The sequence below is a fragment of the Catellatospora tritici genome (genome assembly GCF_019083965.1).
GTDB classification, from domain to species: Bacteria; Actinomycetota; Actinomycetes; order Mycobacteriales; family Micromonosporaceae; genus Catellatospora; species Catellatospora tritici.
Genome location: NZ_JAHRCY010000010.1, coordinates 102204 through 122974, shown reverse-complemented (window position 1 = coordinate 122974; position 20771 = coordinate 102204). Strand labels below are relative to the sequence as shown.

Sequence of the window (20771 nt, the reverse complement as noted above, 5' to 3'; positions counted from 1 at the left end):
GGCGTGACCGTGACGCCGTCCGCCCACGCCACGAGGCAGTACGCGACCACGACCGGCAACCTCGACGCCCGCATCGCCCTGCACGCCCACGGCACCAATCCGCAGGACTGGTTCTCCTGGCTCAGCGAGCGGCTGCCGCTGTCCGGCGCCGTCCTCGAGGTCGGCGCGGGCACCGGCAGGTTGTGGAGCCACGTCGATCACGTCGAACGCGGGCTGCGCCGGACCAGGCGAGCTGCTGAGCGTCGCCCACGTCCGGACGCGACGCGTCCCGGCACGAGATCAGGGCAGCAGGACGACCTTGCCGACCGTCGCGCGGCTCTCCAGCGCCCGGTGCGCCGCCGCGGCGTCGGCCAGCTTGAACTCGGTGACCAGCGGGGTGAACCAGCCCTCAGCCGCCTCGCGCAGCGCCTGCTCCTCCAGGTCACGCAGCGGGCGGACCATCCCCGGGCCGAGGGCGGAACTGGCCGTGATCCCCCGGGTGTACAGGTCAGCCGTGGTGATCTCGGTGGCCGTCCCCGACGACCACCCGCAGATGACGAAGCGCCCGCCCGGCGCCAGCAACTCCAGCGCGGCCCGCCCGGCCTGACCGCCGACCCCGTCGATGACCAGCGTCAGCCGCTGCTCCCCCAGCGCGGCCCGCACCCGCTCCGGCCAGCCCGCCTCGGTGTAGTCGAGCGCCGCGTCGGCGCCGTTGCGCAGCACCTGCTCGACCTTGGCCGGGCCGCCCGCGACGCCGACCACGTACGCGCCCGCGCGCTGGGCGGCCTGCACGAACAGGGTGCCCAGACCGCCCGCGGCGGCGGTGACCAGTACCGCGTCGGCGCCGGTGGGGGCGGCGCGGTCGAGCACGCCGACGGCGGTGCGGCCGGTGCCGATCATCGCGACGGCGGTCTGTGCGGACAGGTGGTCGGGGATCTCGTGCAGGGCGGTGGCGGCGGCGACGGCGCGCTCGGCGTACCCGCCGCTGGTCAGGCCGAGATGCGCGACCACGCGGCGGCCCAGCCGGCTCGGGTCCACCCCCGGCCCGGTCTCGACCACCCGGCCCGCGACCTCGCGACCCGGCGTCATCGGCAGGCTCGGCAGCGGGAACGGCGTACGGCCGCCGCCGCGGATGCTCGTGTCGATGAGGTGTACGCCCGCCGCCTCGACCTGGACCACCACCTGGCCGTCGCCCGGCCTCGGGTCGGGCACCTGCTCGAACAGCAGGTTCTCGGCCGGACCGAACTCGTACTGGCGGATGGCGCGCATGGTGCTCCTCGGGGTGTCGCAAGCCGTGTCACCCGGCGAGTGACGCCGGGTGCCCGCCGCCGACGCTAAAACCTCAATCGCGCTTGAGGTCAAGCGGCGCTTGGCGGCTCACGGATGCCGCCGGCATCAGTGGCGGGGCAGGTAGACGGTGCGGCCCGCGCGGCGGGCGGCCAGGGCAGCGGACAGGCGCCGGGCGGAGTTCTCGGCGAGCAGTCGCGCGGCGACCTCCGGCGGGAAGAAGCCCAGCTCGGCGATCTCCTCTGGGTCTCCGGCGGACACGTCGGCGGTGGCGGTGCCGCCGTCGAACAGGAAGTGCACCATGGCCCGGGAGCGGGGTCCCTGCGGGGCCGCCCAGTCCACCAGCAGCAGCATCCCCACCTCGGCGGACAGCCCGGCCTCCTCGGCCAGTTCGCGCGTGGCGGCCGTGTGCGGCTGCTCGCCCGCCTCGACGATCCCGCCGGGAAACGACCAGTGGTCACGGTAGGTCGCCTTGACCAGCAGGATCCGGTCATCGGCATCGGTGACCAGGGCACTGGCGGAGGCGTGGAACGTCGGCAGACTCTGATACCAGATCTCAGGATCGACCCATGTCACCGCGTCAGCGTACTGCGGCGGGCGGTTCGTGGGCTGCGCCGACGGCACAGCCCACAAGGTGTCGCGGCTGCCTACTTGCTGTTCAGCGCGGCGACCGCCGCCTTGCCCTCCTTGACCGCCTTCGTCGAGGAGGTCGTCGCCGTCAGGCCCCCGACCTCGGCGATCAGGCCCTCCAGGTTCTCGATGAACCGGTCGCGCACCTTGTCCTTGGAGCCCGAGGCGGCCGAGTGCTTCTCCCGCGCGGAACTGGTGTGGGCACCGCTGGTGGAGCGGTGGTGGCTGCCCGAACCCTTGACCCAGGCGTTGGACTGCTGGGTCAGCGCCTTGAGCTGCCGCACCGGCTTGGGGTCGCCCTCGTCCTCGTCCACGATCGTCGAGTCCGGCAGCGCCTGGACGATCTCCTCCGTGAGCACCTCCAGCTTCTTGTTGCAGGCGCCCTTCTTGTCGGTGCGGTCGCCGTCGCACCGGCCGCCCGTGTCGCCGGTGGCCACCGTGTTCAGGTAGTTCGAGCAGGTCACGATGAGGCAGGTGTGGAACCTGCTCAGGGCATCGTCGTCCTTGTACCAGACCATCTTGGCCTCGCACTGCGGGCAGGTCTTGGCGCTGCGGCGGCCCTCCTCGTCCAGGGTGAGGACCCGGACCCGGTCGCACTTGGTGCAGTTGTAGGCGTAGTTGGCGTACTCCGGCTCGGCGTCCGACTCGTCGTCGGAGTTGTAGGGACTGGTCATGGCAGGCCTCCTCGGCTCGACGGTTCCGGGTGGAACCCAGACGTAGGACAAGAGACCTGGTGGAAGCCGGCTGATACGTCGCCCGATGTCAGGTGCCCGTCACCGGCCGTGAGCCTCACGCCCGCCGCCGGTCACGCCGCGCGTGAGGCCTGTCGTGCGGTTTCGGGGAAACTGCACGTGACGCGGCCAAGATTTCTGCACTTTCCCCGAAACTGCCGCCCGCACCCGGCCGCCCGCGCGCGGCAGGGTCGGGCGGGGGTCAGGCGAGGGCGAGTTTCAGGAGGCCGAAGGCGGCGACCAGGCAGCCGAGGACGAGAAACGCCACGCCACCGCGCCGCTCCTCGCCTGCCGACGGATTCGACGGGCGGGCCGAGCGCCACAGCAGGAAGCCGCCGATCAGGGCGAGGACCAGGCCGAGGGGCGCGATGCCGCCGGTGGGCAGTGGGTGCGCCGCCTGCGGGGGCAGGTCGGTCGTCGTCAGGTACCAAAGATCGCGAAGCACACGACCAGGGTAGCGACCAGCCGTGTGGCGTCGGGTCGAGGCGCTGTGGAGTCGGCATCGGACCGTCGCCGGGGACCAGCACGCGGCTGGAGGTCATTCTTAACGTTCGCTTACGATGCCGCGGCCCGAGCTGACGTCGGCGGATTTCTCTTGTGGACTGGCAGAGGAGCCAGAAAGGCTTTGACGCAGAACTCTTCCGAAACGGGGATTCATCATGCTCTCAACCGGCGCATCGCCACTGGTGTGGGCGCGACGCGCAGCGGTGCTCTGCGTGCCGCTCGCGCTCGGGCTCGCCGTCATGTCCTCCGCACAGGGCATGCCGCTCCGCAAGCCGCCCAAGCCGCATCCGACGGCGTCACCGACGGCCGGTCCGAGCCCCGCCCCCACGACGTCGCCGACCATGAGCCCGACCCCCGTCCCGACCGGTCCTGGCGTGCCGGACACGTTGCGCCTGTCGTCCTATCCCTACGATGGAAACCAGTTCTGCGCGGCCGGGCACCCGGTGTCGACGAGTCTGACTCCGGCACTCGCGGCGTCGCCAACGGAGGCGGACGGCAGCTACCCCGGCCCGTCGAAGCCATACCCCGACGTGCGCGGGAGGTTCGAGATCGCCCAACCTGACGGGGAAGCCTTCCTGAACGTGCTGGCCCCGCGCTTCAGCGACTACGTCCTGGCCTACACGGTGCCCGCCGGCGTCCTGAGCGACGGCGAATACCGATGGCGCGTGCGCGCCGAAGAAGGCACAGCGGTGTCGGCGTGGGCGCCCTGGTGCTATTTCACGGTGCGAACCACGACCTGACATCGTCCGCAGGTCTCTCGAGGGCAGGCACGCCGACGCACCGCATCCGGCGTGCCTGCCGCCGCCGCTCGTGCAGCAGCGAGCTGGTTCGTCGGGGGATGGGAGCCAGGTGGTCGGGGCGTCCCCCATGAACGTTTCCCCGGCCGGCGGGTCGGCTTGGTGCGGCCAGCTGGTGCGTACGCCCGCGGACCGGATGCATCCGCCGCCACTACGCTGATCTCCATGACGTACGTGGCAGAACCGAAGCGGTACGACCGGATGATCTACCGCCGTTCCGGACGCAGCGGCCTGAAGCTGCCCGCGATCTCCCTCGGCCTGTGGCACAACTTCGGCCACGAGCGCCCCTGGCAGCGGCAGACCGAGATCGTCCGGCGCGCCTTCGATCTCGGCATCACCCACTTCGACCTGGCCAACAACTACGGCCCCCCGCCGGGCGCGGCCGAGGAGAACTTCGGCCGGATGCTGGCCGCCGACCTGAAGCCGTACCGCGACGAGCTGGTCATCGCGACCAAGGCCGGGTACGACATGTGGCCGGGCCCGTACGGCGAGTGGGGTTCGCGCAAGTACCTGACCGCCTCGCTGGACCAGTCGCTGAAGCGGATGGGCCTGGACTACGTCGACGTCTTCTACTCGCACCGTTTCGATCCGGACACTCCGCTGGAGGAGACGATGGGCGCGCTGGACGCGGCGGTGCGCGCGGGCAAGGCCCTCTACGTGGGCATCTCGTCGTACACCTCGGAGCAGACGCGCCGGGCGGCGGCGATCCTCAAGGACCTGGGCACGCCGCTGCTGATCCACCAGCCGTCGTACTCGATGATCAACCGATGGACCGAGCGGGACAGCCTGCTCGACACCCTCGAAGAGGTCGGCGCGGGCTGCATCGCGTTCTCGCCGCTGGCGCAGGGCCTGCTCACCGACCGCTACCTGAACGGGGTGCCGGCCGACTCGCGCATCCGGACCAGCAGGTTCCTCAACGAGGACGCGCTGACGCCGAGCAACCGGGCCAAGGTCGAGGGCCTGAACGCGGTCGCGGCCGGGCGCGGGCAGTCGCTGGCGCAGCTGGCACTGGCTTGGGCGCTGCGCGACGAGCGGATGACCTCGCTGGTCATCGGCGCCTCCAGCGTCAAGCAGCTGGAGGACAACGTCGCCGCCCTGGACAACCTGTCCTTCACCGACGCCGAACTGGCCGAGATCGACCGCTTCGCCACCGAGGCCGAGATCGCCTGACGGCACGCCCGCCCCGCCGCGCCGCCGCGCCGCCGCCCCACCCCGCCGCGCCGCCGCCCCGCCGCGCGGCCAAGGTCGGCCAAGGTCGGCCAAGGCCAAGGTCAGCCGAGTTGCCGGGCATGGACGCGGGGCATGGGCTGGTCGAGCGGTACACGATCCTGTCGGTGGTGGTCGGGTCGCGGGCGTACGGGCTGGAGGGGCCGGACTCCGACACCGACCGCCGGGGCGTGTACGCGGCGCCGACCCGCCTGTTCTGGCACCTGGACAAGCCGCCCACCCACGTCGAGGGCCCGCGCCACGAGGAGTTCTCGTGGGAGGTGGAGCGGCTGTGCGCGCTCGCGCTGACCGCCAACCCGACCGTGCTGGAGTGCCTGTGGTCGCCGCTGGTCGAGCGGATCACCCCGGCCGGGCAGCGGCTGCTGGCGGTGCGGGAGGCGTTCCTGTCCCAGCGGGCCGCCGACACGTACGGACGCTACGCCGCCGACCAGTTCGCGAAGCTGACCAACCACTTCGAGCGCACCGGCGAGGTGCGCTGGAAGCAGGCGATGCACATGCTGCGGCTGCTGCGGGCGGGCGCGCACGTGCTGCGTACCGGGCAGGTGCTGGTGGACGTGCGGGACGAGCGTGAGCTGCTGCTGTCGGTCAAGCGCGGCGAGCTGCCGTTCGAGCGGGTGCGGGAGATGGCCCAGGAGCGCACGGAGCGGCTGTCGGCCGCGGCCGCCGCGCCGGCGCTGCCGGTCGAGCCGGACCGGGCCGCGATCGACACGTTCCTGGCGGGGGTACGCGAGGAGGGGCTGGCCTCGGCCGAACCGGCAGCTCGGCCGAACTGAATCGATGATCGGCAACGGCTCGATGTCATCGATACTTACGCGGTGATGCGACCCGTCGGCCGCCGATTCTCCCTGCTCGCCGCAGCCCTGCTGGCATTCGCCGTGTCCGCGTGCGACACGGCGCCGCCCGAACCGGCGTTCGTGCCCGCGCCGAGCGGATCGGCGGTGCCGGTGCCGACCCCGGCCCCGGCGGCGTTCGCGGGCTGGTCCGATCCGGCGCTGGCGGGCAAGCCGTGGGGCGACAAGGTCAAGGGGCTGCTCACCTTCCGGGGCAACCCGACGCGCACCTTCTACGGCACCGGGCCGATGCCCCGCGCCAAGCCCGCGCAGCGGTGGAAGTTCCCGAACCAGCCGATGTGCAAGAACTCCAGCGACGAGCACGGGGTGCGGCTGTGGTGCGGCATGGGCTGGACCGGGCAGCCGTCGGTGTTCGAGCGCGATGGCCGCACCTGGGTGGTGTTCGGCGCGTACGACGGCAACCTGCACTTCGTGGACGGGAGGACCGGCGCGCGGATCCTGCCAGACTTCCCCACCGGCGACATCATCAAGGGTTCGGTCAGCGTCGACCCGGACGGCTTCCCGCTGCTGTACTCCGGCTCGCGCGACAACTACTTCCGCGTCATCGCCATGGACCGGGCCAAGCCGGTCGAGCTGTGGAAGCTCTCGGCGTATGACGTGAAGCCGGTGATGTGGAACAACGACTGGGACAGCTCGCCGATCATCATCGACGACTACCTGTTCGAGGGCGGCGAGAACAGCCAGTTCCACATCGTGAAGCTGAACCGGGGCTACGACGCCAACGGCAAGGTCACGGTCGCGCCGAAGCTGGTCTGGCACACCCCGGGCTGGGACGCGCAGCTGCTCAGGGACGCCGGACACGACACGGTGTCGATCGAGAACTCGGTCAACGTCACCGGCAGCACCATCTACTTCGCGAACTCGGCGGGGCTGGTGCAGGGGTGGGACATCAGTGGGCTGAAGGAGGGCCGGATGCCCACCCGTACGCTGCGCTTCTGGACCGGCGACGACACCGACGCGTCGATCGTCTCCGACAGCGACGGGATGCTGTACGTCGGTTCGCAGTATGAGAAGGGCAACAAGAGGTCGAAGGAGATGGGCCAGATGATGAAGCTGGACCCGAGCAAGCCCGACGACCCGGTGGTGTGGAAGATCGACGATCACAACACGAATCCCGGGGGCGTCTACAGCACGGTCGCGCTGCACAAGGACATCGTCGTCTGGGGCACGCACACGGGCTACCTGGTCGGCGTGGACCGGGCCACCGGTGCCGTGCGCTGGCGATACCACGTGCCGGGCATGGGCCACGGCTCGCCGGTGATCGTGGACGACGTCCTGGTCATCGGCGACTGCAGCCAGGGTTACCTGCACGCGTTCGACGTCGCCGACACCACGGTCGCGCCGAAGCCGCTGTGGCAGACCAGGCCCGGCGCCTGCATCGAGTCCACCCCGGCGGTGTGGGACGGGACGATCTACGTCGGCACCCGGGGCGGCTACCTGCACGCGTTGGCGCTGCGATGACCACGATCGTGCCCACCTGGACCGGCGACGTGGTCGCCGAGCAGCCGTACCCGATGATCTTCGCGACCGTGAGCGGCGCCCACCTCTACGGCTTCGCCTCGGTCGACTCCGACGTCGACCTGCGCGGCGCGCATCTGCTGCCGCCGCGCGAACTGGTCGGCCTGCGCCACGGCCCGGAGACGCTGTCGCACACCGGCGACCGCGACGGGGTGGAGCTGGACCTGGTCACCCATGACCTGGCCAAGAGTTGCCGCCTGCTGCTGCGCCGCAGCGGCGACGTACTCGAGCAGGTCACCTCCCCGCTGGTGATCCACACCTCCGAGGTGCACGCCGAACTGCTGTCGCTGGTCCCCGGCTGCCTCTCGACCGGCTACGCCGACCACTACCTCGGCTTCGCCACCTCGTCGCAGCTGCTGTTCGCCAAGACCGGCAAGCTCAAACCCGCGCTCTACCTGCTGCGGGTGCTGTGCACCGGCCTGCACCTGATGCGCACCGGCACGGTGCGGGCCGACCTGACCCTGCTCTACGGCGACTGCGACCTGCCATACGTGCCGGATCTGATCGCGGCCAAGCGCGAGGGCGAGCACCGCCCACTAGGCGCCGACCAGGGCCTGCCCGGCCCGGACCGGATCCTGGCCGACACGGCCCGGCTGCGCGAGCAACTGAACCAGGCCAAGGCCGACGCGAAGCTACCGGCCCAGCCGACCGCCGCCGACGCCCTGCACGACCTGGTCGTCCGCGCCCGCCTGGGCGCGTAGCTCAGCCTGGGCTCGTAGCTCAGCCTGGGCTCGTAGCTCAGCCTGGGCTCTAAGCGCCTCGCCTGGGCTCGAAGCCGTTCACGGGCACAGAAAAGGCGGTGTGCACCACGGGGGCGTGCACACCGCCCGACCAAGGGGCGCCGGGGTCAGCGGCGGCGCCAGGACCGGCCGCGCACGTACCCGCCCGCACCGGCCATGTGCAGGGCCAGGAACAGCAAGCCCGCGGTGACCAGGGTGGTCGGCGTGAACAGGCTGCCGATGCTCTCGTTCACGAGGTCCAGCAGCAGCGCGAGGCCGAACAGGATCGCGGCGATGACGGCGAACATCTTTATCTCCCGGGGGGTCGGTCCATTCCTGCCCCGTTGATGACCCACCGCCCACCGCCGTAAACCTTGAGGGCCGTAAACCTTGAGGTAAGGAAAGGCACCTTCGTCGGCTCGCGTCAGCGAGACGAGCAGCGGCTCGGCTCGGAATACGTAGCGGAAGGGCCCCTTCTCAACGCGCCAGGGCGGCGAAGGCGCGGGCGTCGGCGATCGCGGCGGCGTGGGGGTCGTTGTTGAAGTAGACGTACACGGGGTGGTCGCCGAAGGTGTCGTGGAGACGGCCGTGCCAGGTGCGCAGGGCGGTGCGGCCGTAGCGGGGCCGAGGCTGCGCGCGGCCCTCGTGGAAGCGCAGGTAGCCGAAGTCGGCGGTACGCCACAGCGGCGTCTGCGGCCGTCCCAGCCGGTCGGCCCAGCACAGCGCGGCGTGGTGGCGTTCCAGCACCGCCCGCACCTGCTCGCTCCACCAGGACGGATGCCGCGGCTCGACCGCGACCCGCTGCCCCTTCGGGAAGCGGCGCAGCGTATCGGCCAGCGCGTCCGGGTCGGCGCGCATCGTCGGCGGCAACTGCAGCAGCACCGGGCCGAGCCGGTCGCCCAGCCCCGCGACCGCGTCGAGGAACCGGCGCACCGGTTCGGCCGGATCGCGCAGCCGCCGGATGTGGGTCAGGTAGCGGCTGGCCTTCACCGCCACGGTGAACCCGGCCGGGGTCTGCGCCCGCCACGCGGTGAAGACGTCGCGCTTGGGCAGGCGGTAGAAGACGCTGTTGACCTCGACGGTCGGGAAGTGCGCGGCGTAGTGGGCCAGCCATTCGCGCTGCGGCAGGCCCGGCGGGTAGAACGGGCCGCGCCAGTCCTGGTACTGCCAGCCGGAGGTGCCGACGAGGATCACCGTTCCAGTCTGCGCGTCCACTGTGTGATCATCTGCTGATGCCGGTACGCAGTGTGCACGATCGGGAAGAACTGGCCGGGCTGCTGGGGCGGGACCCGGCCCGGTACGCCTACCAGCTCGGCGACCTGGACGACTTCTTCTGGCCGTACACCACCTGGTATCGCCGCGACGACGCGCTCGCGCTGGTCTACCACGGCGGCGGCCTGCCCACCCTGCTCGCGTTCGACCCCGACGGCCCCGGTTCGGTCGGGCCGCTGCTGCGGGGCCTGCTGCCGCTGCTGCCGGGCACGTTCTATGCCCACCTGTCCCCGGGCGCCGAGACCGTGCTCGCCGAGGCCTACCGGCTCGAACCCGGCGGGCCACACCTGAAGATGGCGCTGACCGACCCGGCCGCCCTGGCCGCGGCCGAGCCGCTGGGCGACGTGCTCGACCCCGCCGACCTGCCGGAACTGTCCGCCCTCTACGACGCGGCCTACCCCGGCAACTGGTTCGACCGCCGCATGCTGGAGACCGGCCAGTACGTCGGGGTCCGCCGCGACGGCCGCCTGCTGGCCGTGGCCGGGGTCCACGTCTGGTCCCCGGCGTATCGGGTCAGCGCGCTGGGCAACGTCACCACCCACCCGGACGTACGCGGGCAGGGGCTGGCCCGGGGCGCGGTCGCGGCGCTGTGCCGCCGCCTGCGCGAGACGGTCGACCACGTGACCCTCAACGTGCACGCCGACAACGCGGCCGCGCTGGCCCTCTACGCCCGCCTCGGTTTCACCCCGATCGCCGAGTACGGCGAGTTCACCTGCGTCGCGCGTTGACGGGGTCCGGCCCGCCCTCCTAGGCTCTGCCGCGGATGTTGGATCACGTTTGATCGGGTGTGAATCTGTGTCTGTCTCTGCCGAACTGGTCGTGCTGCGTGCCGCCGGAGTGAGCCTCGCCCTCGACGTCAGCGGCGCCGGGCTGCCCCGGGTGCTGCACTGGGGCGCCGACCTGGGCGAGGACTGGTCCGATCTGCTCGCGGCGGGGCAGTCGGTGTACCCGAACCAGCCGCTGGGCGCGCCACTGCTGCCCACGCAGGCCGACCGGTGGACGGGGCGGCCCGCGCTGGCCGGGCACCGCGACGGCACGTACCCCCACCTGCGACTGTTGCCCACGGAGCCGGTCGCGACCGTGGTCGACCCGGCCGGCGGCGGCACGGTGACCGCGTCCGCCCTCGACGAGGCGGCCGGGGTGCGGCTGCGCGCCGAACTGGAGCTCGGGCCGCAGGGAGTGCTGCGGATGCGGCACACGGTGACCAGCACGGGCGCGGGTGTGTACACGGTGGACGCGCTGCTGTGCGTGCTGCCGGTGCCCGCCGACGCGGTCGAGGTGCTGGACTTCACCGGGCGCTGGTCGCGCGAGCGGGTGCCGCAGCGCAGCGCCTTCGGGCAGCAGACGATCGCGCACGAGAGCCGCCGCGGCCGCACCGGCTTCGACGCGCCGCCGTTCTTCCTCACGGGCACGGCCGGATTCGGGTTCCGGCAGGGGCAGGTGTGGGGCGTACACGTGGGCTGGAGCGGCGACCACACGCAGCTCGCGCAGCGGACCGTCGACGGCGACGGGGTGCTCGGCGGCGGCGAACTGCTCGGGCCTGGTGAGGTCCGGCTGGGCGAGGGTGAGACGTACACGACGCCGTGGGTGTACTTCTGCCACTCGGCGTCGGGGCTGGACGGACTGTCCGACGCCATGCACGCCTGGCTGCGCGCCCGCGCCGGTCATCCGCGTACGCCCCGGCCGGTCACCCTCAACACCTGGGAGGCCGTCTACTTCGACCACGACCTGGACCGGCTCACCGCGCTCGCGCGCACCGCGGCCGAGCTGGGCGTGGAGCGGTTCGTGCTGGACGATGGCTGGTTCCTGGGGCGCCGCAACGACACCGCCGGGCTCGGCGACTGGCAGGTCGATCCAGCGGTATGGCCGAACGGCCTGCACCCGCTCGTCGCCGAGGTACGCCGCCTGGGCATGCAGTTCGGCCTCTGGGTCGAACCCGAAATGATCAACCCGGACTCCGACCTGGCCCGCGCCCACCCCGACTGGTATCTGGCCGCACCCGACCGGCTGCCCGCGAACTGGCGTCACCAGCAGGTGCTCGACCTGGCCCGGCCCGAGGTGTGGACGCACCTGCTCGAACGGCTCGACGCGCTGGTCACCGAGTACCGGCCGGACTACCTCAAGTGGGACCACAACCGCGACCTGGTCGAAGCCGTCCACGACGGCACCGCCGGGGTACACGCGCAGACCGCCGCCACATACCGGCTGGTCGACGCGCTGCGCGAACGCCACCCCGGCCTGGAGATCGAGTCGTGCTCGTCCGGTGGCGGGCGCGTCGACCTGGGCATCCTGTCGCGTACCGACCGGGTGTGGGTCTCGGACAACAACGACCCGCTGGAGCGGCAGTACATCCAGCGCTGGACCGGGCTGCTGCTGCCGCCCGAGCTGATGGGCTGCCACGTCGGGCCGCCGGTGTCGCACACCAATGGCCGCGCCGCGAACCTGAACTTCCGCTGCCTGACCGCCCTGTTCGGGCACGCCGGCATCGAATGGGACATCACCGCCTGCGACGAGACCGAGCGGGCGCAACTGTCGGCGTGGATCGGGGCGTACCGGCGACTGCGGGAACTGCTCCACTGCGGGCGCACCGTCCGCGCCGACCACCCCGACCCGTCCGCCCACCTGTACGGCGTCGTCGCCGCCGACAGCGGGCACGCGCTGTTCGCGTACGCCCAGCTCACCGCCGGCGCGTCCGACGGCACCACCCGGCTGCGGCTGCCCGGCCTGGACCCGAACGCCCGCTACCGGGTCGGCCTGGTCCCGGAGCTGCCCGTGCCAAGGATCTGGGCGCAGGAGTGGTCACCGCGGGTCACCCTCACCGGCGCCGCGCTGGCCTCGTACGGCCTGGCCGCGCCGTTGCTGCGCCCGGCCGAGGGCTTCGTCCTGGAACTGCGCCGCCTCGACGGGCAGGGGTGATCGGTGATCCGGAATCGTGGACGCCAGGTGTCGCTATAGCTGCACCTGGCGTCCACGATTTCGGATCATGAGGGGTGCATCCGGGCACCCGGGACTGGATAGCGTGGGCGCGGTGACGGTTCAAGATCGAGTTGAGCGGGAACGGCGGGTGCGGGAACTGGTCAGCGCGGCCGGGTACGGGCCGGACGAGCAGGTCGTGCTCGGGCTGGACGATGGCGAGATCACCACGGTCGCCACGCACGAGTCGTTCGGGCCGCACACCGTGGCGTACACGGCGTCGGTGTCCAAGCAGGTCACGGGCGCCTGCCTGGCGCTGCTCGTCCGGCGCGGCGCGCTGGCGCTCGACGACCCACTGATCCGCTGGCTGCCGGAACTGCCCGCCTGGGCCACCCGGATCCGCCTGCGCCACCTGCTGGTCCACTCCGGCGGCCTGCCCTCGCAGGAGCAGGCCTGGCAGGCGATACGCGCGACCGGGCAGGTCGACTGGACCACGCCCGGCGTGCTGGCCATGCTCGGTACGGTCGCCCGGGTCGAGGCGCCGGGGCAGATCCACGGCTACTGCAACCTCGGCTATGTCTGCCTGGCGGAGGCGGCGGCTCGGGCCGCGGGCGGGCCGCTGCCGGTGTTCGCGCGACGGGAGCTGTTCGCGCCGCTGGGCATGGACGCGACGGTGCTGTGGCCGGGTCCGGACCCGGCACCGCCGGGCGCACGAGCCCTGCCGGACGGGCCCGCGCCGCTGACGCTCGGCGACGGCGGCATGTGGAGCACTGTGCACGACCTGCTGCGATGGAACCGGGCCATGCACAGTGACGCGCTGGGCGTCGCGGCGGTGCTGCACACGGCGGGGCGGCTGGAGGACGGGACGTCCGTGCCGTACGCGATGGGGGTCGGCCTGCGGACATACCGAGGTCATCCGCTCCACTCGCACGGCGGCGCGTGGCCGGGTCTGACCGCGAAGCTGGTCCGGGTTCCCGCGACCGGTCGCAGCCTGGCCGCGCTCGCCCTCGCCGACGGCGTCGAGCGGATGGTGTCGCTCACCGACGCCCTCACCGACCTGCTCGTGAACCCGACAGGGGCACGCCCGGCCTGAGCCGGACGTGCCCCCGCTGCCGAGTCAAGAAGGGGCCCTTCTACTACGCAAAGCGATAAGAAGGGGCCCTTCCTTACGAATCAGCCGTTGGGGAAGAGGGAGCCGAAGTCGGCGAACGCCATGGCGATGTCCGACTGCGCCCAGAACCGGTGGTAGGTGAAGGTGGGTGCGGGTCCGGTCCCGTTCAGATACGCCTGAACCGCCGGCCAGGCCGGGTCGGTGGCGTAGAACGGCCGGATGCTCATGAACGTCGAGCTGGAGTTGATCGGCACGCCGGTGCCCATGGTGCCGCTGAAGCCCGACGGGACGTAGAGGCCGGTCTGCGTGGTGGAGTTCCACACGTCGTCGAACCGGTTGTAGTCCTCGCGGACCTCAGGCACCACGATGCCCTTGGTGTCGTTCGCCTTCAGCAGGATCATGCGGTCCAGCAGGCCCTTCGCGGTCGCCTTGGCGGAGTTGCCCAGGGTCGAGCCGTTCTCCTTGGCCGCGTAGTAGGTCAGGGTACGGGCGTAGGCCGCCGCGACACCGACGTCGTTGCCGGACTTGGTGACCGTGACGTGCAGGCCCGGGTTGGCCGCCGGGCCGGAACCGCCGCCGCTGTAGTTGCCGGACGGCTGACCCGACCAGGTCATGTCGCTGGGGATCGCGAAGTTCGAGCCCGAACCGAGCGTCGTGTTCGCGATGGCCCAGGCGACCCACTTGTCCAGGATCTGCTTGGCCTTGGCGTTGCCGGTGACGTAGTAGTACTCCGCCACGCGGTCCAGCGACCAGGCCTGGAAGCCGAACCACTGGTTGGACGGCGGGTCGTGGTAGACCGGCTTCACGTCGTACGCCATGCCGTAGAAGGTGGGCGTACCGGCGGGAGGCGCCGAGTAGTTGCCGTTCCAGCTGTTCGTCGCGCCACCGGCGATGCCGCCCTCGGCCGACTGCAGCCAGAGGTAGAAGTCGAGCTGGCGGGTGAGGCTGGTGTCCCAGTCGGTGGCGGCCGTGGGCGACTGCGGGCGCAGCGCGGTCGGGCCGGACGAGCCGAGGACGTACGCGGCGAGCGGGTTCTGGTAGCCCTGGTGGTTGTGGCTGGAACCGATGCGCCACGACCAGGCGCCGCCGATGTCGCCGCCCCACGCGTAGTACCACGACAGCAGGTAGTTGCTGCTGCTCTTGCCGCTGCCGGGGGTGCAGGAGGTGGAGGTGCAGCCCGGGGTCTTGAAGTACTTGTCGTACATCGCGTACCGCAGGTAGTCGCCCATCTTCGCGGCCTTGGTGATGGTCGCGGAGACCTGCGACTGGTTGCCCTGGGCCGTGGCCCACTGCAGCGCCCAGTACGCGGCCTCGACGGCACGCGCGTCGGCGTCCGGGGCGTCGGTGTACCGCCACTGGCCGGTGCCCGAGCCCTGGATGAACAGCGACGGGAAGTTCGCGAACCGGCCCGTGTCACACGACGGGTGCGCGACCGTCTCCCAGGTGGACTCCTGCGGTCCACGCTGGAACGTGTTGATGTAGGTCACCCGCTGCGTGTTGTCACCGCACTCGGCGGCGGTGCGGCCGGTGCCGTACTTGTACACGTCATCCACGTCGAGCAGCCAGTGCATGCCGTAGATGTTGCGGTTGCCGTACGTGGTCTGCAGCTCGTTGGCCAGCGGGTCCGCACCGGCGACCACACTGGTGCTCAGCGGCACCGGGTAACCGTTGGGCTGCAGCGCCTCGGGGGCGTAGTCGGCCGGGTCGCTCGGGTTGTAGGTGCTCTGGCCCGGCTGGGCCGCCGCGGACGGGATGATGTAGGTCTCCATCGTCGTCCACGCGTTGTTGAACGGCGTCCAGTTCTTGGTCACCCGGCCGTACTGGGCCTCCAGCCAGATCCAGAAGCTGAACGCCTCCGAGGTGGTCTCGTGACCGTGGTCGGGCGCCTCGACGAGCAGCGTCTCGATCGTGTGGTACGGGATGCCCTCGGTCGAGAAGTACCCGTTGGCCGGGTCCTTCAGCTTGTTGTACTGGGTGGTGAACTCGGTGATGTAGGCGTTGGCCGTGTTCTCGTCGTCGATCTCCGTCGCGGTGACGACCACCGAGGTCAGCCCGCTGGAGGCGACCGTGAACGGCCTGGTGCCGTTGGTGCTGTCGGCGTCCTGCGCCGCGGCCAGGGTCACGTTCTGGTTGGTGTTCCAGTTGCTGGTCGTGAACGTCAGGCTGGCGCCCGACGACACGGTCAGGTCGGTGTCGCCGCTGCCCGCGGTCGTGGTGACCGTGACGTTGGCGGACGGCTGCACGGCCAGGTGCACCCCGACCACCGCCGTCGAGCCCTCGGGCACGCTCGCCGACGTCGGGCTGACCACCAGCGACTGCGTCGTGGTGGGGTCGTTGTCGGCCTCGGTGGCGTTGACGGTCACCGAGGTCAGCCCGCTGGAGGCGACCGTGAACGGCCTGGTGCCGTTGGTGGTGTCGCTGTCCTCGGCGGCCGCCAGGGTCACGTTCTGGGCCGTGCTCCAGTTGCTGGTCGTGAACGTCAGGCTGGCGCCCGACGACACGGTCAGGTTGGCGTCGCCGGTGCCCGCCGTCGTGGTGACGGTTACGTTGCCGGTCGGCGCGATGTTCAGGCGTACGCCGAAGGTGGCGGTGCCGCCCTCGGGCACGCTCACCGACGTCGGTGAGACCACCAGCGACTGGGTGCCGACCGGGTCGTTGTCGGCCTCGGTCGCGTTGACAGTCACCGAGCTCAGCCCGCTCGCCGCCACCGTGAACGGCCGGGTGCCGTTGGTGGTGTCGGAGTCCTCGGACGCGGCCAGGGTGACTGTCTGGTTGGTGTTCCAGTTGCTGGTCGTGAACGTCAGGCTGGCGCCGGACGACACGGTCAGGTTGGCGTCGCCGCTGCCCGCGGTCGTGGTGACCGTGACGTTGGCGGACGGCTGGGCCGACAGGCGTACGGCATAGGTCGCCGTGCCGCCCTCGGGCACCGACACCGACGTCGACGACACCACCAGGCTCACCGGCGGCGGCGTGCCGCCACAGGTGGTGCCGTTGATGGCGAACGTGGTCGGGTTGGTGTTCGTGCCGCTGTAGGAGGCGTTGAACCCGATGCCGACCGAGCCGCCGTTGGCGACGGCGCCGTTGTAGGACAGGCTCGTGGCGGTGACGTTCTGGCCGGACTGGCTGTAGTTGGCCGACCAGCCCTGGATGCCGGTCTGGTTGCCCGGCCAGGCGTAGGTCAGCGTCCAGCTGGTCCACGGGTCGCCGAGGTTCTGCAGGGTCAGGTTGGCACCGAAACCGGAGCCGTTGTCCCAGGCCTTCGTGTACGTCACCTGGCAGGCGACGGCGGCGTGGGCGGGGGTCGCTATCGCGGCTCCCAGCGCCACGACCATCAGCCCTGTCGCGGCGAGCGCGACACGGCGGCGGAGCGCGGTCAATCTCATGAGGTCTCCTCGTGGGGACGGATCACCGGCCCTGCTCCGGGCAGGGCGGTGGACGACGACGCAGCGCGACGTGTTCCAGTCGTCGGCGTGACCTCACGCGGTGCACAGGCAGAGCGGTGCACAGGCAGACCGGGCGCCGTTCCGGTTTCCCGGATGCCCTCGGCTGCCCGAACCGCGTGAAGGCTCCTCACACGAGTAGTTGAAGCATCGCATCGACTGCCGCGGATCACAAGATATGATCAAGCAGCGGTTTCCAGGAGATCCACAGGAGATTCAGGAACCGCTCAGCCGCGCAGCACCTGCCCGGCGCGGGCGCCGGTGAACTCGCCGGAGTCGATGACGTGCGCACCGGTGAGCAGCACGTGGCGCACGCCGGTGGGGCGTACGTCGGGGACGGCGTAGGTGCCGGTGTGGCCGATGGTGGCCGGGTCGAACACGACCACGTCGGCGACGGCGCCCGCGCCGAGGTAGCCGCGCCCGGCCAGGCCGAACTGGTCGGCGATGGCCGAGGTCATCTTGCGGATCGCCTCGGGCAGGGTGAGCAGGCCGCGCTCGCGGACATACTCGCCGAGCACCTTGGGGAAGCAGCCCCAGGTGCGCGGGTGCTGCAGGCCGACCGGCGGGCCGTTGTCGGAGCCGATGCCCACCAGCGGGTCGACCATGATCGTCCGCACGTCGGCCTCGTCCATCATGGTGATGACCATGCCCGCGCCGGGGTCGGCGATCAGCACCTCGCACAGCGTGTCGAAGGCGTCGGCGGTCCCGGCGAGCTCGGCCAGGGTGCGGCCGGTGACGTCGGTGCGGGTCGCGTGCGTGGTGACCAGCACGTCGGCGGGAGCAACCCGGGACCAGAAGCCCTGGGGGTACGCCGAATCCTCCGCCGCCGCCCGGACCGTCTTGCGCCCGTCGGGGTCGACCAGCCGGGCCCGCATCGCGTCCAGCCCGCCGACCTGCGCCGACCCGGGCAGCAGCGCGTTGAGGAAGGTGCCGCCGGCCAGGTACGGGTACTGGTCGCCGCGCACGTCCACCCCGGCCAGCCGGGCCGCGTGCAGCTTGGCCAGCAACGCCGGGGCACCACCGTGGTTGGCCTTTCCGGCGACCTTGCAGTGCGACACCTGCAGCCGCACCCGGGCCCGGGTCGCGATCTCGATCGCCTCGTCCAGCGCCGCTTCGAGCTGGTCGTCCTCGTTGCGCATGTGCGTGGCGTAGGGCCGGTTCCAGCGGTGCGCGACCCGGGCCAGCGCGACCAGCTCGTCGGTGTCGGCATAGGAGCCCGGCGGGTAGATCAGCCCGCTGGACAGCCCGACCGCGCCCGCCGCGAACGCCGCGTCGGCCAGCTCGCACATCCGCGCCAGGGCGCCGGGCCGCAGCTTCTCGTCCATGCCGTTGGCGTACGCCCGCAGCGTGTTGTGCCCGACCAGCACCGCGAGGTGGTTGGTCGGCCCGGCCGCCTGCGCGTCGGCCAGGTAGCCCGCGAAGTCGCGCGGCAGCACCGGCACCCCGCCCGCCAGCTCCGCGAACAGGGGTCCGGCCGCCTCGATGGTGGCGGCGTCCAGTGGGGCGAACGAGAACCCGCAGTTGCCGACGATCTCGGTGGTGACGCCCTGGTGCAGCTTGAACGGCTGCGCGTCGGCCATCAGCGGGACCGGGTCGGAGTGGCTGTGCGGGTCGAGGAAGCCCGGTGCCACGGCCAGGCCGTCGACGTCGAGCACACGGCGGGCCGGGCCGAGGTCTTCGCCGACCGCGGTGACCTGGTCGCCGTCGACGGCGACGTCGGCGCGTACGCCGGGTCCGCCGAGGCCGTCGTAGACCGTACCGCCGCGCAGGACGAGATCGTGCATGGTGCTGTGCTCCTATTCGAGGGGAAGCCACTCGGTGGCCGTGGTGACCTCGCGCAGCGCGTCCGGGTCGGGGGTGACGCCGATGCCGGGGCCGGTCGGCACGGCCAGATGGCCGCCGTCCAGCACGAACGGGTCGGTGATGTCACGGCGGAAGTAGCGGTCCGAGGCCGAGGTGTCGCCGGGCAGTACGCAGTTGGGCAACGCGGCCAGCGCGACGTTGGCGGCCCGGCCGATGCCGGTCTCCAGCATGCCGCCGACCCAGACCGGGATGCCGTTGGCGGCGCAGACATCGTGCACCCGGCGGGCCTCCAGGTAGCCGCCGACGCGGCCCGGCTTGATGTTGATCACCGAGGTGGCGCCGAGCGCGATCGCGTCGGCGGCGGCCCGCGCGCTGGTGATCGACTCGTCCAGGCAGATCGGGGTGCGCACCTGCCGGGCCAGCTCGGCGTGCCCGCGTACGTCGTCCTCGGGCAGCGGTTGCTCGATCAGCAGGAGGTCGAACGGGTCCAGTTTGGCCAGCTGCCGCGCGTCGGCCAGCGTGTACGCCGTGTTCGCGTCCACCTGCAGCAGGATGTCGCCGAACCGCTCGCGTACCGCCCGCACCGGCGCCACGTCCCAGCCGGGTTCGATCTTCAGCTTGATCCGCAGGTACCCCTCGGCCAGGTAGCCCTCGACCGCCGCCAGCAGCTGCGGAATCGAGTCCATGATGCCGACCGACACCCCGGCGGGCACCCGCTCGCGCTCGGCGCCCAGGTGCGCGGCCAGCGGCAGCCCGTGCTCGCGCAGCCAGGCGTCCAGCAGCGCGGTCTGCACCGCCGCCTTCGCCATCGGATGACCCTTGATCCTGCCGAACGGCACCTCGGTCCGGCGCGGGTCGGCGTCGGGCACCCCGGCCAGCGCCGGGATCAGGAACCGTTTGATCACCTCGGCGGCGCCCTCGACGTACTCGGCGGAGTAGAGCGGGGCCGACATGGCCACGCACTCGCCCCAGCCCTCGGCGGTGTCGGTGACCGCGCGCACCAACAGCACGTCGCGGTCGCGCTCCACTCCGAACGAGGTGCGGAACGGGCTGACCAGCGGCATAGCGATGCGGCGCAGCTCGAAACCCTTGATCATCGGTCCGCCTCCAGGGTGTACCAGCCGTCCCGGCTCATCCCGGTGATCCGGTAGCCGGCGTCCAGGGCGGCGCACAGCGCCTCGCGTACCGGCAGCCGCCAGGCCACCGCCGCGCCGGGGTCGCGCTCGCGCAGCGCCACCACGTCGTCGGGCACCGCGACCAGCAGCGGTCTGCCGTCCAGCGGCACCACGGCGGGGCGGGGTTCCTGCGCGGCGGTGCGGTCGAGCAGCACCATGCCACCGGCGGCGCGCAGCGCGGCGAGGTCCACATCGCGCACGTCGCCGTGCGCCGCCGCCTGGGCGCCCGCCGACAACAGCTCCCAGCACAGGTAAAGCCGATCGGTGGCCTCGCCGGTGTTGATGCCGTCGTTCATCTCGCCGTAGAAGTCCGGCAGGTACGCCACCGCGCGGCCGCCGAGTTTGTGCAGGTTGACGTAGGCGTTGCGGCGGACCAGGGGGTCGAAGGTCCAGCGGACCTCGGTGATGCCGCGGGCCAGGCACCAGGCCCGCTGGTGCTGCTTGAGGGCGTACCCGACCCCGCCGCTCTGCGCCGCCGGGTCGACCCCGGTGATGTGCGAGTGCAGGTGGTCCACCCCGAAGAAGGCGATCGCGGCCGCGACGAGCACGCCGTCGCGGTACGCCCCCGCCACGTAGTTGCCCGCGTGCTGCAGGGCCCGCAGGGTGGCCCGGTTGATGAGCTGGTCGGCCGAGTCGGCGTGCCAGATCCGGCGCAGCAGCTCGGCGGCCTCGTGCTGGTCGGGCACGGCCGCCAGCTCCCGGATCTCCAGCCGCAGCCGGGCCGCGGCCGTCGCCGCCAACTCGACCGCGGTCTGCACCTGCTCAGCGGGCACGGCACCGGAAGCGAACACCATCCGTGTAGTGAACCACCAGG

Annotated in this window: 18 protein-coding genes; 8 read left to right on the top strand and 10 right to left on the bottom strand. The window is 71.7% G+C overall.

What is annotated here, in order from left to right; translation table 11 throughout:
- Nucleotides 1-279 precede the first annotated feature (279 nt).
- The 4 genes from KUA19_RS23145 to KUA19_RS23130 form a co-directional block, all read right to left on the bottom strand.
- Nucleotides 280-1248, bottom strand: coding sequence for a zinc-binding dehydrogenase (locus KUA19_RS23145; RefSeq protein WP_217398864.1), 969 nt, complete (start codon nt 1246-1248; stop codon nt 280-282).
- 126 nt (nt 1249-1374) lie between these two features.
- Nucleotides 1375-1842, bottom strand: coding sequence for an NUDIX domain-containing protein (locus KUA19_RS23140; RefSeq protein ID WP_308167591.1), 468 nt, complete (start codon nt 1840-1842; stop codon nt 1375-1377).
- 71 nt (nt 1843-1913) lie between these two features.
- Entirely contained in the window at nt 1914-2570 is a 657-nt protein-coding gene (locus KUA19_RS23135; RefSeq protein WP_217398862.1) for a hypothetical protein, read from the bottom strand.
- A gap of 259 nt (nt 2571-2829) precedes the next feature.
- Nucleotides 2830-3072 carry a hypothetical protein gene (locus tag KUA19_RS23130; protein ID WP_217398860.1) on the bottom strand — a complete coding sequence of 81 codons (243 nt, stop codon included), beginning with the start codon at nt 3070-3072 and terminating at the stop codon, nt 2830-2832.
- 214 nt (nt 3073-3286) lie between these two features.
- On the opposite strand from KUA19_RS23130, the gene KUA19_RS23125 reads away from it, so the two are divergent.
- The 5 genes from KUA19_RS23125 to KUA19_RS23105 all read left to right on the top strand — a co-directional run bounded on the left by KUA19_RS23125 (nt 3287) and on the right by KUA19_RS23105 (nt 8225).
- On the top strand, nt 3287-3871 hold the full coding sequence (locus KUA19_RS23125) for a hypothetical protein (RefSeq protein ID WP_217398858.1): 585 nt from the start codon (nt 3287-3289) through the stop codon (nt 3869-3871).
- Between the two features lie 222 nt (nt 3872-4093).
- Nucleotides 4094-5098, top strand: coding sequence for an L-glyceraldehyde 3-phosphate reductase (gene mgrA, locus KUA19_RS23120; RefSeq protein ID WP_217398856.1), 1005 nt, complete (start codon nt 4094-4096; stop codon nt 5096-5098).
- Between the two features lie 119 nt (nt 5099-5217).
- A complete protein-coding gene (locus KUA19_RS23115) occupies nt 5218-5928 on the top strand; it encodes a nucleotidyltransferase domain-containing protein (protein WP_217398854.1) in 711 nt (236 codons plus the stop codon).
- Nucleotides 5929-5973: 45 nt separating this feature from the next.
- Nucleotides 5974-7467: an outer membrane protein assembly factor BamB family protein gene (locus tag KUA19_RS23110; RefSeq protein ID WP_254550003.1), complete on the top strand. Its 1494-nt coding sequence runs from the start codon at nt 5974-5976 to the stop codon at nt 7465-7467.
- On the top strand, nt 7464-8225 hold the full coding sequence (locus KUA19_RS23105) for a nucleotidyltransferase domain-containing protein (protein ID WP_217398850.1): 762 nt from the start codon (nt 7464-7466) through the stop codon (nt 8223-8225). The genes KUA19_RS23110 and KUA19_RS23105 overlap by 4 nt, the downstream gene beginning before the upstream one ends.
- Before the next feature lie 146 nt (nt 8226-8371).
- On the opposite strand, the gene KUA19_RS23100 is transcribed toward KUA19_RS23105, so the two are convergent.
- Both KUA19_RS23100 and KUA19_RS23095 read right to left on the bottom strand, forming a co-directional pair.
- Nucleotides 8372-8551, bottom strand: coding sequence for a hypothetical protein (locus tag KUA19_RS23100; protein WP_212825018.1), 180 nt, complete (start codon nt 8549-8551; stop codon nt 8372-8374).
- A gap of 169 nt (nt 8552-8720) precedes the next feature.
- Nucleotides 8721-9458, bottom strand: coding sequence for a DUF72 domain-containing protein (locus KUA19_RS23095; protein ID WP_308167590.1), 738 nt, complete (start codon nt 9456-9458; stop codon nt 8721-8723).
- Between the two features lie 17 nt (nt 9459-9475).
- Between KUA19_RS23095 and KUA19_RS23090 the strand changes: the two genes are divergently transcribed.
- The 3 genes from KUA19_RS23090 (at nt 9476) to KUA19_RS23080 (ending at nt 13521) form a co-directional block, all read left to right on the top strand.
- A complete protein-coding gene (locus tag KUA19_RS23090) occupies nt 9476-10243 on the top strand; it encodes a GNAT family N-acetyltransferase (RefSeq protein ID WP_217398848.1) in 768 nt (255 codons plus the stop codon).
- Between the two features lie 67 nt (nt 10244-10310).
- Nucleotides 10311-12431 (top strand): alpha-galactosidase, encoded by a 2121-nt coding sequence (locus tag KUA19_RS23085; RefSeq protein ID WP_308167589.1) that lies wholly within the window; start codon nt 10311-10313, stop codon nt 12429-12431.
- Between the two features lie 112 nt (nt 12432-12543).
- The gene (locus tag KUA19_RS23080) at nt 12544-13521 is read left to right on the top strand and encodes a serine hydrolase domain-containing protein (RefSeq protein WP_217398846.1); all 978 of its coding nucleotides are present in this window, start codon (nt 12544-12546) and stop codon (nt 13519-13521) included.
- Nucleotides 13522-13601: 80 nt separating this feature from the next.
- Here KUA19_RS23080 and KUA19_RS23075 read toward each other — a convergent pair whose 3' ends face one another.
- The 4 genes from KUA19_RS23075 to KUA19_RS23060 form a co-directional block, all read right to left on the bottom strand.
- Nucleotides 13602-16922, bottom strand: a complete 3321-nt coding sequence (locus KUA19_RS23075; protein ID WP_217398844.1) for a glycoside hydrolase family 48 protein — start codon at nt 16920-16922, stop codon at nt 13602-13604.
- Nucleotides 16923-17206: 284 nt separating this feature from the next.
- On the bottom strand, nt 17207-18763 hold the full coding sequence (locus KUA19_RS23070) for an N-acyl-D-amino-acid deacylase family protein (RefSeq protein ID WP_217398842.1): 1557 nt from the start codon (nt 18761-18763) through the stop codon (nt 17207-17209).
- Between the two features lie 12 nt (nt 18764-18775).
- Nucleotides 18776-19879, bottom strand: a complete 1104-nt coding sequence (menC, locus tag KUA19_RS23065) for an o-succinylbenzoate synthase (protein WP_217398840.1) — start codon at nt 19877-19879, stop codon at nt 18776-18778.
- A complete protein-coding gene (locus KUA19_RS23060; RefSeq protein WP_217398838.1) occupies nt 19876-20751 on the bottom strand; it encodes a GNAT family N-acetyltransferase in 876 nt (291 codons plus the stop codon). The genes menC and KUA19_RS23060 overlap by 4 nt, the downstream gene beginning before the upstream one ends.
- Nucleotides 20752-20771 lie beyond the last annotated feature (20 nt).

Coding starts and splice junctions, on each gene's coding strand:
- KUA19_RS23090 (WP_217398848.1), top strand. CDS start 9,476: ATGCCGGTACGCAGTGTGCACGATCGGGAAGAACTGGCCGGGCTGCTG.
- KUA19_RS23070 (WP_217398842.1), bottom strand. CDS start 18,763: ATGCACGATCTCGTCCTGCGCGGCGGTACGGTCTACGACGGCCTCGGC.
- KUA19_RS23075 (WP_217398844.1), bottom strand. CDS start 16,922: ATGAGATTGACCGCGCTCCGCCGCCGTGTCGCGCTCGCCGCGACAGGG.
- KUA19_RS23100 (WP_212825018.1), bottom strand. CDS start 8,551: ATGTTCGCCGTCATCGCCGCGATCCTGTTCGGCCTCGCGCTGCTGCTG.
- KUA19_RS23135 (WP_217398862.1), bottom strand. CDS start 2,570: ATGACCAGTCCCTACAACTCCGACGACGAGTCGGACGCCGAGCCGGAG.
- KUA19_RS23060 (WP_217398838.1), bottom strand. CDS start 20,751: ATGGTGTTCGCTTCCGGTGCCGTGCCCGCTGAGCAGGTGCAGACCGCG.
- menC (WP_217398840.1), bottom strand. CDS start 19,879: ATGATCAAGGGTTTCGAGCTGCGCCGCATCGCTATGCCGCTGGTCAGC.
- KUA19_RS23125 (WP_217398858.1), top strand. CDS start 3,287: ATGCTCTCAACCGGCGCATCGCCACTGGTGTGGGCGCGACGCGCAGCG.
- KUA19_RS23105 (WP_217398850.1), top strand. CDS start 7,464: ATGACCACGATCGTGCCCACCTGGACCGGCGACGTGGTCGCCGAGCAG.
- KUA19_RS23115 (WP_217398854.1), top strand. CDS start 5,218: ATGGACGCGGGGCATGGGCTGGTCGAGCGGTACACGATCCTGTCGGTG.
- KUA19_RS23145 (WP_217398864.1), bottom strand. CDS start 1,248: ATGCGCGCCATCCGCCAGTACGAGTTCGGTCCGGCCGAGAACCTGCTG.
- KUA19_RS23110 (WP_254550003.1), top strand. CDS start 5,974: ATGCGACCCGTCGGCCGCCGATTCTCCCTGCTCGCCGCAGCCCTGCTG.
- mgrA (WP_217398856.1), top strand. CDS start 4,094: ATGACGTACGTGGCAGAACCGAAGCGGTACGACCGGATGATCTACCGC.